14 protein-coding genes are annotated in these 15074 nt (G+C 39.2%); 4 read left to right on the top strand and 10 right to left on the bottom strand.

From position 1 onward, the window contains the following. Window positions 1-199: 199 nt before the first annotated feature. The gene (locus tag NST02_RS11800; RefSeq protein WP_373315028.1) at window positions 200-1228 is read right to left on the bottom strand and encodes a CAP domain-containing protein; all 1029 of its coding nucleotides are present in this window, start codon (window positions 1226-1228) and stop codon (window positions 200-202) included. Window positions 1229-1669: 441 nt separating this feature from the next. On the opposite strand from NST02_RS11800, the gene NST02_RS11795 reads away from it, so the two are divergent. Continuing rightward, window positions 1670-2389 (top strand): CAP domain-containing protein, encoded by a 720-nt coding sequence (locus NST02_RS11795; RefSeq protein WP_340949064.1) that lies wholly within the window; start codon window positions 1670-1672, stop codon window positions 2387-2389. A gap of 363 nt (window positions 2390-2752) precedes the next feature. Here the strand turns inward: NST02_RS11795 and NST02_RS11790 are convergent, their stop codons facing one another. From NST02_RS11790 to hutP, 6 genes are all read right to left on the bottom strand, one after another. Next, complete coding sequence (locus tag NST02_RS11790) at window positions 2753-3091, bottom strand: hypothetical protein (protein ID WP_095306336.1); 339 nt, start codon at window positions 3089-3091, stop codon at window positions 2753-2755. Between the two features lie 125 nt (window positions 3092-3216). After that, window positions 3217-4188: an agmatinase family protein gene (locus NST02_RS11785; protein ID WP_095306337.1), complete on the bottom strand. Its 972-nt coding sequence runs from the start codon at window positions 4186-4188 to the stop codon at window positions 3217-3219. Then, window positions 4185-5450, bottom strand: coding sequence for an imidazolonepropionase (hutI, locus tag NST02_RS11780; RefSeq protein WP_340949062.1), 1266 nt, complete (start codon window positions 5448-5450; stop codon window positions 4185-4187). Before hutI ends, NST02_RS11785 begins: the two co-directional genes overlap by 4 nt. Continuing rightward, the gene (hutU, locus tag NST02_RS11775) at window positions 5450-7120 is read right to left on the bottom strand and encodes a urocanate hydratase (protein WP_340949061.1); all 1671 of its coding nucleotides are present in this window, start codon (window positions 7118-7120) and stop codon (window positions 5450-5452) included. The genes hutI and hutU overlap by 1 nt, the downstream gene beginning before the upstream one ends. A 58-nt stretch (window positions 7121-7178) precedes the next feature. Continuing rightward, a complete protein-coding gene (gene hutH, locus NST02_RS11770; RefSeq protein ID WP_137743109.1) occupies window positions 7179-8678 on the bottom strand; it encodes a histidine ammonia-lyase in 1500 nt (499 codons plus the stop codon). Window positions 8679-8898: 220 nt separating this feature from the next. Continuing rightward, window positions 8899-9342 (bottom strand): hut operon transcriptional regulator HutP, encoded by a 444-nt coding sequence (gene hutP / locus NST02_RS11765; protein ID WP_095306356.1) that lies wholly within the window; start codon window positions 9340-9342, stop codon window positions 8899-8901. Window positions 9343-9673: 331 nt separating this feature from the next. Between hutP and NST02_RS11760 the strand changes: the two genes are divergently transcribed. Next, complete coding sequence (locus NST02_RS11760) at window positions 9674-10303, top strand: LysE family transporter (protein ID WP_445678154.1); 630 nt, start codon at window positions 9674-9676, stop codon at window positions 10301-10303. A 36-nt stretch (window positions 10304-10339) separates the two neighbouring features. Here NST02_RS11760 and NST02_RS11755 read toward each other — a convergent pair whose 3' ends face one another. Next, entirely contained in the window at window positions 10340-10696 is a 357-nt protein-coding gene (locus NST02_RS11755; protein ID WP_095306358.1) for a hypothetical protein, read from the bottom strand. Window positions 10697-10902: 206 nt separating this feature from the next. Here NST02_RS11755 and NST02_RS11750 point away from each other — a divergent pair, with 206 nt between their 5' ends. Further along, entirely contained in the window at window positions 10903-11763 is an 861-nt protein-coding gene (locus NST02_RS11750) for a manganese catalase family protein (RefSeq protein WP_095306359.1), read from the top strand. Window positions 11764-11814: 51 nt separating this feature from the next. On the opposite strand, the gene NST02_RS11745 is transcribed toward NST02_RS11750, so the two are convergent. Then, complete coding sequence (locus NST02_RS11745) at window positions 11815-13170, bottom strand: amino acid permease (protein WP_137743111.1); 1356 nt, start codon at window positions 13168-13170, stop codon at window positions 11815-11817. 265 nt (window positions 13171-13435) lie between these two features. Here NST02_RS11745 and NST02_RS11740 point away from each other — a divergent pair, with 265 nt between their 5' ends. Next, entirely contained in the window at window positions 13436-13600 is a 165-nt protein-coding gene (locus NST02_RS11740) for a manganese catalase family protein (RefSeq protein WP_137743112.1), read from the top strand. A 329-nt stretch (window positions 13601-13929) separates the two neighbouring features. On the opposite strand, the gene NST02_RS11735 is transcribed toward NST02_RS11740, so the two are convergent. Beyond that, window positions 13930-15054 carry an MGDG synthase family glycosyltransferase gene (locus tag NST02_RS11735; RefSeq protein ID WP_340949059.1) on the bottom strand — a complete coding sequence of 375 codons (1125 nt, stop codon included), beginning with the start codon at window positions 15052-15054 and terminating at the stop codon, window positions 13930-13932. Window positions 15055-15074 lie beyond the last annotated feature (20 nt).

Here is a 15074-nt window from a genome sequence, read left to right as displayed (position 1 = left end):
GTAAAATAAAAATCAATATATTGATTTTATCTTCTTAGATTCCACTACATATAGGTTAGTTTCCTGCTTGAACACCGTCTCTTTTATCCGTTCCCCTAGGAACGGTTTTTTTTAGGTATTTTCACCTATTCCGCCGCCAATAAATGAATATGTATAAAAGGGAGTCCTATCGTTGACAATAAGACTCCCAAAAGAATTATTATCTTCCAACAAACATTTGTGTCCAATGATTTCCATTTTGTTCATATCCTACGCCAATATGAGTAAAAGAAGAATTTAAAATGTTAGCGCGGTGTCCTTCACTATTCATCCAGGCTTGAACAACTTCCTGTGGTGTTCTTTGTCCTTGAGCAATGTTCTCACCAGCTGATTTATAAGTGACGCCAAAATCCCTCATCATATCAAACGGCGAACCATACGTTGGACTCGTATGTGAAAAATAATTATTCGCCTGCATATCTTGAGATTTTTTCAAAGCAACACTACTAATTTTCGCATCCGCCTTTAATGCTGGTAAGCCGCTTTTTGCACGCTCTTGGTTCGTCAAATCAATAACTTGTTGGGCATATTCACTAATATTTCCTGTTTCACCCTGTGCTTGCTCCTGTTGTTTTGGTTGTTCTGGTTGTTGCTGTGCTGGCCGTTGCTGTGCTGGTTGTTGCTGTGACGGCTGTTGCTGTGACGGCTGTTGCTGCGCTGGCTGTTGCTGCGCTGGCTGTTGCTGTGACGGCTGTTGCTGCGCTGGCTGCCTTTGGATTTGTTGTTGAGCTTGTTGCTTAGCCTGCTGACGTAGTTGTGGTGTTAATTGACCGAATCTTGCTTTTAATTGTTCTTCAAGCTGCTTCTGAATTGAAGCCAAATCATTTCCATCATCTGTAGTAAAAGAAAATTTTGCATCTTGAATCAAGACAGCTTTTGTATGTGGATATTTATCACTGTTAATGCTTGTGTTAGAAGCAGAAATATCGACATTGTCATTGCGACGATTGACTCGATTTCTACCTTGAAACCCTACATCATTAGCGACATTGTCAATAAAGTTGTTTCCTTCTTCCCAATTACGCTCAAAAAAACCACGATTATTGTCAGCGTCATTGCGAACAGGAATCCTACCTGCTCTGCCGTCATTTGATGGATCATAGGCAACGTTGTCATTACCTACTCCACATGCCGCAAGGCTGAATAGCAATACGGAAGTCAGTACAACACTTGATGTTTTCTTTATCAATTAAAACCCCTCCTTTATAAAATGTACTAACTACTTCCTTAGTTTTAATGGAAGAGAGTGATAATATAGGTGGTAATTATCACGTTAAATGGAAAACATCTTTATAAAAAACACAATTAGCAATACATATAACTAAAACTTTGTTGCCATTTTCCATTAAATTTAGTTACATATTCGTTATAGATGTAATAAACTGCCCTTCTTTTACACTCTGTCAACCCCAAATTAGTTGTAATTTATAACATTCAACCTAAATATTAACATTTTTTGATTTTACTATTTTTTTAAAAAATGTAGATATTTATTGGGTATAACACAAATGGAATAATGACCCATCTTTTTCATAGCCTTATCATGGAAAAACCTCCCTGAATTATGACAAAAATCGCATGCTAACATGTAGAGGCAAGCAAAACACGAGATTCTAGGAGGCTATACCATATGAAAAAGAAATTCATCATACCAATCGCTGCTTCTGCCGCTCTTTTATTTACCTCGGCATCAGCCATTAACGCAAATGCGGCAACTATTGAGACAAAGCATGTTAAGAACATAACTATTTACCAACAAGGAAATTTAAAAAAAGAACAATTAAATCGTTTACTTAACAAATATTTGCAAAAGAGTCAGATTAATTTCCAACTTAATCAAAAACAACCAACAAAGAACAACCAAACGGTGACGACAGATAAGCCTGTTTCTACGAAACCTGCACCAGCCCAGCAACAGACGCCAAAAAAACCGGAAACAAGCGAACAAAAACCAACAATGTCCAACACTCAAGCAAGTGCCTTTGAACAAAAAGTGGTCGATTTAACTAATGAAGAGCGCTCTAAAAATGGGCTTCCTGCCTTGAAGATTGATGAAAATTTGAGCAAAGTTGCAAGAGCAAAATCTGAGGACATGAAAACGATGGGCTATTTCAGCCACACAAGCCCAAACTATGGTTCTCCTTTTGATATGATGAAGCGATTCGGAATTACTTATCGTTCTGCTGGAGAAAATATTGCCATGGGACAGCGTTCACCTGAAGAGGTCGTGCAGGCGTGGATGAATAGTGAAGGACATCGAGCCAATATTTTAAATTCTTCCTTTACCCATATCGGCGTTGGCTATGTAGCGAATGGGAATTACTGGACACAAATGTTTATTAGTAAATAATAGCTTGTAAAAAATATAATTTAACTCTGTCAATTCAATTATCGATAAAGGGATTTTAGAGGATACCTCTTAATCCCTTTTCTTTTTGCCTCAAAGGATCGCTAGAAGATCGTTTTCTGTAGATGCTGAGTTTTGTACCTGTCCTCATGAGCTATCTAAAAAATCAAAATTAAATTCCGACAGTCAACTTGCCTCATACAACTGATTAATTTCTTTCAACGTCTTTTTCATAAAAGAAATATCCGCGGCAATGAAAGTTTTTGTCGAAACAACAAAAAAACTGTCGGCAAACTCGATTTGAACGAGTCTATCGGCAGTTTGACCAACAGATGAGTGCTGTAAATTTTTTAGCACCTAATTCTTTTAATTACATTGGCAGTCTGTTAATGTATAGCTTTTAACAGCATACCCTTTTTTTCGTAAGAAACGGATGCTGATATTTTTTTCAAGTGAAGTGGCAGCGACAACATGTATTTGTTTACCCGGAATTTCATGAAAATATCTATTTAAATACGCCACTGGTATATTAATTGCTGCTTGGGTAACGTCTTTATATGATTGATTATAATCCCGAACATCAACGATCGTTGTGCTATTCTCATCTATTTCTAACATTTGTAGACAACGTACTCCCCATACGGGTAGATACCGATAAAGATTTAAGACAAGAACTATACAAACTATCAGAATAAAAATCGTCATTCTATCCCCACCTGTAAGCAAAAGTTGTGCGCAGACATAAATAATTTTAAACACTTCTTATCGATAGGTCAATTTAATCATTATGGCCTGCTAAAACTTACTAGCAAGTATAGAGATATTTAAAGTTATTTTCGAACAGCGACACCGCTTAAATATTGCAGCCAAGCATAGACCCCAATTTTAACCGTTTCAGCAACAATTGAATCCTTCGTAGGATCGAGACAAACAAAATCAATATGGTTAACCTCTTGACGTGTCCCGATCTCAAACAAAATATCAAACAATTCTTGGGAGTTCATGCCACCTGGAGTCGAGGCTGGAACACCAGGTGCAACGGAAATATCCAGAACATCCATATCAACAGTTACATAAATTCTATCGACTTCCTGTGCCAAGTATTCGAGCGACCTCTTTATCGTATGCACCAAACCTTGATTTCTTGCTTCATTTAACGGAACTAGCTTAATTTCTTTTTCCCGCGCGTAGTCAACAAGAGACTTTGCATTAAAAAAACCATGCAAGCCAATATTAATAATATGCCTGCCCTCAACAACATTTCCATCAATTAGTTGTCGGATTGGTGTTCCATTTGCTGGTCCAAGCTCACTTGGATCCCTTACATCTAGGTGAGTGTCTAATTGAAGAATACCGATTTTCTCCTCGGGATATTGTTTTTTTATGCCACGGATGGCACAAGCAGTTACGGAGTGATCACCTCCGATGAGAGAAGTGACAGAGCGCGCATATTTTTTAACTAAATGGAAGGTTGCAGCCTCTATTCTCTCATGAGAAAGGAGAATATCAGTCGTATGCATTTGAACATCTCCAGCATCTGCCACGTTAAGCTTTGTTAAATCAATATTCTTTTCAATTTGATAGGTAGCAAACTTCTTCCACATTCTCCTAAATTCATCTGGATATTGAGATGCGCCTGAAACACTTATCGATGAACGGGAAATTGGCGCACCATAAAGAACTACATCTGGATATGAGGACATTTCCTCTAGTGGAACGACCCATTGATGAACAAATTGCTTATCTACCGTGCTGTTGTTAGTCCATTTCCATTCAGGGGAATGCAACCAATGCCCATTCATTCATTTGACACCACCTTAACACCTTTTTTCCAAACACTTTTCACGTGGTTAACACCAAATAAATATTGCAGTTCACGATAATCCTTTACATTCCAGACAACTATATCTGCCTGTTTTCCCTTCTCTAATGAGCCAGCGACGTCTTGACGGTTTATGGCACAAGCGGCATTATAAGTTGCTGCTGTCAAAGCTTCTGCTGGTGTTAGACGCATCGTAATACAAGCAAGGTTCATTACTAAAGGCATCGACGTGGTTGGAGATGAGCCAGGATTACAATCAGTTGAAATGGCAACCGGTACTCCTGCATCGATCATTTTTCTCCCTTTAGCAGCTTCTTCTCTCAAATAAAGAGCTGTTGCCGGCAGGAGACAAGCGATGACCCCGGCCTTAGCCATCATTTCAATCCCATGATCAGACGCTTTAAGCAAATGCTCAGCAGAAATAGCGCCAACTTTCGCGGCAAGCTCAGCTCCCCTGTAAGGTTCGATTTCATCAGCGTGTATTTTCGGGATGAGTCCGTATTTTTTTCCAGCTTCTAAAATCCTTTCAGATTGCTCAGGAGTATAGACTCCTTTTTCACAAAAAACATCGTTAAACTCTGCTAACTTCTCTTTTGCAATAATGGGAAGCATTTCCTCAATTAACAAATCAACAAACTGCTCTTCTTTGCCTCTGTATTCTGGCGGAACTGCATGTGCCCCCATAAATGTCGGAACAAGATCGATCTGATGTTCTTTTTGCAGCTTTTTCATCACTCTTAATTGCTTTAATTCCGTCTCAAGGTCCATTCCATAACCACTTTTTCCTTCAATTGTTGTCACTCCATGCTGTAAAAAAGAGTTAAGTCTCCTTGAAGTCTGCTCAAACAATTCCATTTCTGATGCTTCCCGTGTCATCCTTGCTGTTGCATGAATCCCACCGCCAGCATTCATAATTTCCATATAAGTTGCACCTTCAAGGCGCATCTCAAATTCTCGTTCTCTGCTTCCCCCATAGACGACATGGGTGTGAGGATCAACTAGACCAGGTGTCACCAACAAATGATTTGCATCAAAGATTTCAGCTTCATGGAGGCGATTTTCGTACCGTTGCTTAATTTCTTCAGTCGTTGCAACTGCTTTAATCAATCCATTCTCAATCCAAATACTTCCATTTTCGATTATACCCAAATTAGACATCGCTTCTTTTGAACGGGGACCTTGTTGTTCGCTTGCAAGAGTAACCAGTTGAGATGCATTTTTGATCCAAAGAGGTTTTGTCATTATTGCCCAGCCTCCTTCTCAAGCATCGGCATGCGAATTCCTTTTTCTCGAGCAGTCTTCTTCGCTAATTCATAGCCAGCATCCGCGTGTCGAACTACACCCATGCCCGGGTCTGTCGTAAGCACTCTTTTAATCCGTTCCTCCGCTTCCTTTGTTCCATCAGCAACAATGACAACTCCCGCATGCTGGGAATAACCCATGCCGACTCCGCCACCATGATGAACGGAAACCCAAGTAGCCCCGCCTACCGCATTAATGAGAGCGTTTAAAATCGGCCAATCGGATACGGCATCAGAGCCATCAAGCATAGCCTCTGTCTCTCTGTTTGGTGAAGCAACTGACCCAGAATCTAAATGGTCTCTACCGATAACAATCGGGGCTGAGATTTCACCACTAGCTACCATGTCATTGATAATTTTGCCAAAATGCGCTCTTTCCCCGTATCCAAGCCAACAAATCCGTGAAGGCAGACCTTGAAACTGAATCTTATCCTGAGCCATGCGAATCCAATTACATAAATGCTCGTTGTCAGCAAATTCTCTAAGGATAGCTGCGTCCGTCTTATAAATATCCTCTGGATCTCCTGATAAAGCTGCCCAACGGAACGGACCTTTCCCGACGCAAAATTGCGGACGTATATAAGCTGGGACAAAGCCCGGAAAGTCAAAAGCATTCTCTACCCCTTCATCCTTCGCTACTTGACGTATATTATTGCCGTAATCAAATGTGATAGCACCTTTGTTCATCATTTTTAACATTGCTTTTACATGTTTCGCCATAGAACTTTTCGCTGCTTTTACGTATCTTTCTGGATTTTCAACCCTTAAACGTGCAGCTTCTTCTAAAGTCATCTGTGATGGAATATAACCGTTTAACGGATCATGAGCAGAAGTCTGATCGGTTAAAATATCTGGAATAAAGCCTCTGCTGAGCATTTCTGGCAAAACATCTGCTGCATTTCCTAATAAACCTATTGAAAGCGCCTTTCCTTCTTTTTTTGCCGCTGCTGCTAATTGTAATGCTTCCTCCAATGAATTCGTCTTAATATCGGTATACTTCGTTTCTAATCTCCGAGCAATTCTTGTTTCATCCACTTCAACTGCAATACAAACACCACCATTCATTGTCACCGCGAGAGGTTGAGCACCTCCCATTCCGCCCAATCCAGCAGTAACTGTTACCGTATGCTGTAATGAACCGTTGAAATGCTGCTTTGCTAACTCGGCAAAGGTTTCATATGTTCCTTGAACAATACCTTGCGATCCTATATAAATCCAGCTTCCTGCTGTCATTTGTCCATACATCATTAAACCCTTTTTATCTAATTCATGAAATGTATCCCAGTTCGCATAAGCAGGGACAAGATTGGAATTGGCGATGAGAACTCTCGGGGCATCGGTATGTGTTTTGAAAATCGCTACTGGCTTCCCTGACTGGATCATTAACGTTTCATCAGCTTCCAATTTTTTCAATGACTCAACGATCGTATCAAAGGCTTCCCAATTTCGTGCTGCTTTGCCAATTCCTCCATACACAACCAAATCCTCTGGACACTCAGCAACCTCTGTATCTAAATTATTCATCAGCATCCTCAGAGCTGCTTCCTGCTGCCAGCCTTTTGTATTTAGTTCCGTTCCTCGATAGCGAATAACTTTGCTTCTAGTCTTCATTTCTTCTCCTCCTTAATTTCAAAAATCATGTTATTTCAACATGTTTCGACTTTAAAATTCACTTTTTTTTCGTAATAGAGACGGATGTTTTCAACCAGTCTTCTGCAACAGAAATGTCCTTAGCAAAAACCCTATCTTTTTCAATAAAAGGAATTTTCTTTCTCCCTTCTTCAAGGATATCTTTTGTGATTGGACTCATTTTTTCCTTCCCTTTTATTTCTGCTGCCTGCATTGCACAAATTAATTCGATCGCTAAAACACGCCTCGTATTTGCAATAATCTGATAGGCATGTCTTGACCCAATCGTTCCCATACTGACATGATCCTCTTGATTAGCAGACGATGGAATCGAATCTACACTTGCCGGATGTGCCAATGTCTTATTCTCTGAAACGAGTGATGCTGCACAATATTGCATAATCATCGCCCCTGATTGCAGCCCTGGTTCAGGACTTAAAAAAGGAGGTAAATCATTCAATTGTGGATTCACTAATCTTTCGATCCTTCGCTCAGATATATTGGCGAGCTCGGCAATCGCTATACCGAGAAAGTCCATTGCAAAGGCAATCGGCTGCCCATGGAAATTGCCTCCTGAAATAACCTTTTTTCCACCTTCAAAAATAAGCGGATTATCTGTTGCAGCATTCATTTCAATTTCTAATTTTTCTTTCACATAATTTAATACTTGCCAAGTTGCCCCATGTACCTGTGGAATGCATCTTAAAGAATAGGCGTCTTGCACTCTAATTTCCCCTTGTTTTGTCACAAGCTTGCTCCCAGCAAGCAGCTCCCTCATTCTCTCAGCTACCCTTATTTGCTCTGGATAACCGCGGGCAATTTGGACATCCTGATCAAAAGCATCAATGATGCCATTTAATCCTTCCATTGTCATAGCAGCAATCATTTCAGATTGATAGGCCAATTTTTCTGCTTCTAAATATCCGACAATTCCCATTGCTGTCATCGCTTGTGTTCCATTAATTAAAGCAAGCCCTTCTTTCGCTGTTAACGTAATCGGAAAAATCCCTTCTTTCGTCATTGCCTTTAAAGCCTCGACTCTATGGCCTTTGTAAAATACTTCACCTTCTCCCAACAACGGAAGAACTAAATGGGAGAGTGGAGCTAAATCCCCACTCGCCCCCAATGAACCCTGCTGAGGGACGACTGGATGAATCCCCTTATTGACAAACTCAAGCAATCTTTCAATTACTATCCTGCGAACGCCAGAGTACCCTTTTAAAAGGGCATTCGCCCTTAGGACTAGCATCGCTCTTGAAACGCTTTCTGGAAAAACTTCTCCAACACCTACTGCATGCGAATGAATTAGGTTCAGTTGCAGTTCTTCAACATGCTCCTTATTGATTAATACATCACTAAATTTTCCAAAACCTGTCGTAATCCCATAGACAACTCGGTTATCTTTAACAATTTTTTCAACTGCAGCTCGGCTTTCTTCGACTTTCTCCCAGCTCTCTTCAGAAACTGATACACTTTTTTGCTCCAAGAGAATTTTCTTCATTTGTTTTAACGTCAATGTATTTCCTGTTAAAATCACCATATATCCACCTGCTTCCGTTGTATTCCTTTACCAAGATAAAGCGCCACATAAAAAAGGAGCCATACACGTAAAATCAAATTTTTGATTTAGCGTGTACAGCCCCCTAGTATCTAATTGCTCTGGGCATTCTTTATGCAATTGGTTGTCTGAATCATGTAAGAATCAATATTAAAACTGGAAAAACATATTGATATTGTTTAAATTTTGCCAACGCATCCACTCAAATATGATTGATTCCAAGTCCTAATGTTTCATGCTCTAAACCTCGAACTGGTGCTCCAATCGTTCCATAGATGGCGACTGCAATCCACTCGCCTTCTGCTTCATCTTCGTATGGATTGCCTCGCACCACGGCAAAGCGCAACCCGACCGTTCTCATCACTGAACCTAGCTGCATTTGCCCACGAGTTATTCCATGGAGAGCTTCCATAATCGCATGGTATAAAGCATGTGTTTCCCGATAAAGCTCTTGACTTATAACTCCTTGTTGCTTTGCTGCCACTTCTATCGCAGCAACTACCTTTTGCGACTCCATCGATCCCACTTTTCCTAAACAGCTTTTCCATCCTATTTGCTCTGTTTGTTGCGAGAGCTCACGATGATCATCTGTTAGCAAAAGTAAGGTTGCATGACGTCCAATACGCTGTTCTTTCTTTAAAGCCATTGGCAACCACTCACTATACGTATTCTGACTAATATCGATTTCATTCCAAAGTTTACTTGGAATGGATTGACTCTAATATCTATTTTTAGAATATGGTAAATATTCGTATATGTCAATCGAAATCACTGTCGATGCCGACAATATTCAAGTTGGTTTCAGTGTGAAGTAGTTTCGCGGATGTATTATTGAGGAAAAGCTAGAATTCTAAAAGTCCATTCAGCTCCTCTTTTTACGTGGATGAACTCGCAAAAATAGTTTTTTGGGACAAGTACTCATAGTTAAAATTTTCTCACATACAATGTACAAGTTAAATTATTGTGGAGTGATGTATTTGAGTATAAGTCTTTTATTTAGTTATATTCTACTCGGTTTTACTCTAGCTGCTCCCATTGGCCCGGTTAATTCTGCCCGGTTGGATAAAGGAATTAAAAACGGATTTTGGCATGCGTGGATAGTCGGAGCAGGCTCGATGATTGCGGACGGTATTTTTATGCTGATCGTTTATTTGGGAATGGTCAACTTCCTTGAGATTCCCATCGTACAAATATTTCTATGGCTTTTCGGTGGATTCATTCTTCTTTATTCTGGAATCGAAGGAATTATTAACGCAGGTGTTGTTTCGCTTGATAATCGGAATGGAAAAGACAGCCTCGGAAAATGTTTTTTAACTGGATTTATCATGTCAATCACCAGCCCTTTATCGATTTTATTTTGGCTTGGCATTTACGGTTCTGTATTAGCAAAAACAGCGCAAATGAATGGACCAGGCTCCCTGCTCCTTTACAGCAGTATGATATTTCTTGGTCTGACGCTGTGGGATCTATTAATTGCTTCACTCACAACTGGTTTACGAACATTTCTTAACTCTTATATTCTCAAATTTATTTCCATTATATCTGGTTTGTCATTAATTGGATTTGGCCTATACTTTGTTTACGAAGGAATTATTGAAATACTGTAAAATCGGACTGGGATACCTTCTTCCCAGTCCAATTTATTATTTCTCTTCTTCTTTTTCTCCCTCTTCCTTGTTGTCAGCAAGGATATCATTCATCGTCCTAAAAATTTGCGTATTCATACTTCCTTGAACAATATTTTCCAAAAAAAATTCTCCGATTAGCTTTAAATAGTCTTCATCATCAAACATTTTCCTATTTTGCAATTCCATTTCAGCCAAACCATCATACTTGGCAAGTAATGCGTATGTATAGTCATGTCCAGTAATGGGGGTCAACATTTCGACATGATGATTGTACTTTTCATTTCGATATTTTTTAATTTTTTTTGCGCATGTAAGCGCTTCTTTAAATTTCTCCTGTTTAACCTCAAATGTTTGGTAAACAAATATAGACATTTTTTCACTTCCTCTCATTTTTTCACCGGGAGCTTGGCTGATTGAATCGCTACATTTTATTATTCTTATGTAGCATCCCCTTTATTCCAAAGACTAGGCACCAGCGGAAAAATTTAGGCCGTTATCCTAGACAAACACAAATACAACATCGATAAATACAATAAAATGATAATCCAAAAACGATAACTTATTTGAGGTGAATGACATTGTTCTATCACGTGAAGGAGTTGCAGTATCACGCAAAGCCCGAAAGGCCGGACCCTTTGTTTGCCAAGCAATTACAAGAGGTTTTAGGTGGCCAATTCGGTGAAATATCCGTTGCCCTACAGTATTTATTTCAAGGCTGGAGCGTAAGAGGAAACGGAAAATATAAAGATTTACTGATGGATACCGGGACAGAAGAACTTGCCCATATTGAAATGCTCGCAACAATGATTGCCCGCCTACTTGACGGTGCCCCAGTAGGTGACTTGGAAGACGCTGCTAAAGATCCAGTTATTGGAGCAATTTTAGGTGGAATGAATCCTCAGCACGCTATTGTCTCAGGGCTTGGCGCTATGCCGGCAGACAGTGTTGGCAATCGTTGGACCGCAGATTATATCATTGCGAGCGGAAATCTATTAGCTGATTTTAGGGCAAATCTAAATGCTGAATCGCAAGGCCGGCTTCAAGCAGTAAGACTTTATGAAGCAACAAACGATCGCGGTGTTAAAGATATGCTTTCTTGGCTGATTGCCCGGGATCGGATGCATCAAAATCAATGGATCGCCGCTATTAAAGAACTAGAGGCAAAAGAAAATGTTGTCGTACCAAGCACATTCCCGAAAGAATTGGAAAAACAAGAAGTTTCTTACACTTTATTCAACTTTTCAAGAGGAAATGAAAGTGCCGCTGGAAGATGGGCTCAAGGGCCGAGCATTGATAAGCAAGGCACCTTTAATTATGTTGAAAATCCAGTTCCTTTGGCAAAAAAGCCAAAATTAAAGCCTGCTCCACCTTATATTCACAACACTCTTCCTATTGTCCTTAGTGGAGGAAAAGGACTGCTGCCTCCAAATATGAAATAACCGTTTATTGCACCAAACACTCGCCCCCTTTTAACCATTAGGTTTAAAGGGTTATTTATTCTTACGCTTTTTTAAATGTCTTATGTAAAGGACAAGCAAGACGAATCCAACGAATAATATACTCACAAAAAACCCCGGTCGACTGGACCCATGGATAAGTGTTCCACTGACTGCAAGTAAAATTAATGCCATTCCCGTGAATCTTTTGACATGATCAAAACTGGTCGCATGAATAAGCCTAGGAAAGGAAACGAGAATAAAAAACCAATTATATAAAAGCATCAACCCTGCTGCTGTGGTTATATATTCATACACCTTATCAGGCATCACAAAGGATAGGATGATCGAGGTAATGAGGCCACAAATGGTTAATCCTAAAGCATATGGCGGAACCTTTAATTTCCCCTTCCTTGAAAAAAACTTCGGTGCATCTCCATCCTCTGATAAAGTGACTAACATACTTGTTACTGCAAATAACGACGCCGCCATTGTTGAAAATCCAGCGATAATAATTCCGCCATTAAATACATGGGGAAAGAAATCTAAATGATATTTTTCGAGTGCACTAACAAATGGACTTTCATCAGCGTTAAATTTATCGATTGAAACTAATCCAGTAGCTAATACGATAGATACAAGATACACGGTTGTAAGAATGATGAGCATAATCGCTCCTGATTTCCTTGCATCTCTCTTATTTTTGAGCCTCGGTGCCATAATTCCCATGATTTCAATTCCCCCGAACGCATAAAAACCATAGATAAGAGAGGCCCATAACCCCATCATCCCTTTAGGGAGAAAATCCTCCACCGTACCATGGATGATAAAATCATTTTTGCTTCCACCAAACAGACCAAATAGGACAGCAACTGCCAAAATGATGAACATAAAAATAGCCGCTATTTTAACAATGGCAAACATATTTTGTGCTCGTTCGAACCCCTTTGTCCCAATTACGACGACAATAACTCCCAAAATCGCATATCCCGCTGCAAATATCCAAAGCGGTAGATTTGGAAACCAAAACCTGGATAAGATTGAAAGAGCAGTTAGCTGACTTCCGGTAATTAACATCTCAGAAAACCAATAGACCCAACCGCTACTAAAACCAGCCCAACTACCGTAGGCTTTTTTCGCATATGAACGAAAGGAGCCTTTTTGTGGATCCTTTGAAGACATTTTCATTAATGCATCCGAGACAATAAATGTTCCTAAACCTGCCAACAGAAACGTAATTAATATCGATGGTCCGGCCATCTTAATCCCAATTCCAGAACCAAGAAAATATCCCGTTCCAATAATACAGCCAACACCAATCAATGAAAGCTGCCACCAAGCTAATTTTTTCACACTTTTTTTGGAATCGTTATTATTAGTTAGACTCCCTGCACGTTCTGGTATCTCCATAAAGGTGTCCCTCCCCATATCATCCCAAATTATTATTCACATCCTCCTGCTTATTATGTAAGGCCTGATAAACATTTTAAGATACATAATATTCATAGCCGTACCGAATACTATTGAAATATTCAATATTTTCAAAAAGGGAAGAACAGTATTTGTTTTGCCACATAAAGAGTTACAGGATAATGTAAAACTTAACTACTTCCAAAAAATACAGATCAGTTCTTGGTAGACAATTTAAAGAAATCTCAGCAAGGGTGCAATATTGTTGAACGATGAAATTGTAGAGGAGAACAGAAGGAATTGCGATATGCTACTGGATATTGGAGCAGAAAGGATGACAGTACAGGGCTATCCTTGGACTTTTTGCTACACGATTGCAAGCGGCAGATTGCTCCCTGATTTCCTGGCAAATTTACATGCCGAAAGCTAAGATCGCCTTCAAGTTGTTAAGTCAAAAAAAAGAGCAATCACAGATATTGAAGAGTGAGAGCTCTGTTGTATTTTCCAATTTTCTCCAAATACAATGCATCAAAATCAATGGATTGCAACAATCGAAGAACTAGAACAGAACATGATTCCAATTATTCCAAGTACGTTCTCAACGGAACTTGTCAGCAAGTAGTTTCCCACTGCAAGCAAACTTGAATGGGTTATGCACGAAGATTTATCAGCGTAGCTTTCTTCATTTGACTTATCTTAGGAAGTTTCAACGCGTTTTCAATTCATCACCAGCTCAAGCAGAAACGGAGGTCATTCACGTCATCTGCTTTCCAGCCACTGCGCAATGAGTTGTGCTGGCTCCGTGGAACAAATTTCGCTGTGATATTTTTCAATTTGATATTGATATTTTTGCAGGAGCTTTTCTTCTTTCAGAATCGAAAAAACCTGATCAAGCACGCGTTTCTTTTTCAAGTGAAAAACTAGGCCGTATTCCTTTAGATGCTCTAAATTAATCTGCTCTTGTCCTGGTAAAGCATGATAGATAAAAATGGGCTTTCTTTTATAAATACATTCACTTATTGTGACACCTCCTGGTTTCGTTATAATCGCATCCATTTCATCATACAATTGATTCATTTTTTCCATGTTAGCAATGAACGGATATGCCTCTATGTAGTCAATTTTTAACGAAGAAATTTTTTTATAGAGCTCTTTATTTTTTCCACAGAGAACAATTAGCTTTAACTTGTTGGGATAGTGATTGATTAAATCCTCTAACAATTCTTCGATCGCTCCAATACCAAGATTTCCACCTGAAACCACCACTGTAAAAGTTTGATTGCAGGAAGGCAATTTCGTCGCTGTCAGTTTTGTAATCTTGTTATGAACAGGGATGCCAGTAATAAAAATTTGTTCCTCTCTCACTCCTTTTTCCATAAGAAGCTCCTTCATTTGAGCAGTCGGAACAAAGTGTTGATCAATACAATCTATTCCCCATAATTGGTGAATAAAATAATCTGTATATACATTAATGATTGGTGTTTTAATTTCCGCTTTTTGTTTGAGGTAATTTAACATATAAGAAGGCAAAGAATGGGTACAAACAATAACATCGGGATCCGTTTCTGCAATAAGTTTTTTCATAAAGCGTAAAAAAAGAAACTCGTAAGCTCGATAACGTTTTTCTTTTTGCGGTTCCTTATACACTGTATTTTGATAAATTAAATTATAAACTGTAGGAAAGCTCGCGATCCAATTGATATAAAATTTGGAAATAAATTTTTCAACTTTTCCGTAACCATAGGCCAGAATATCCTTTTTTTCGCACTTTAAAGCTGGATTTACTCTTTCGATACTATCTATAAGAGCATTTGCAACTTGATGATGTCCTGAAGGTATTTGTAAAAAAGGTAAAAAGAGTACTGTTTTCTCATAATTTCCCATTGTACTTTCCTCTAATCTAT

Source organism: Robertmurraya sp. FSL W8-0741, assembly GCF_038004005.1.
GTDB lineage: Bacteria > Bacillota > Bacilli > Bacillales > Cytobacillaceae > Robertmurraya > Robertmurraya siralis.
The sequence above is the reverse complement of the archived record's forward strand: the minus strand, read 5'-3'. Positions and strand labels throughout refer to the sequence as shown.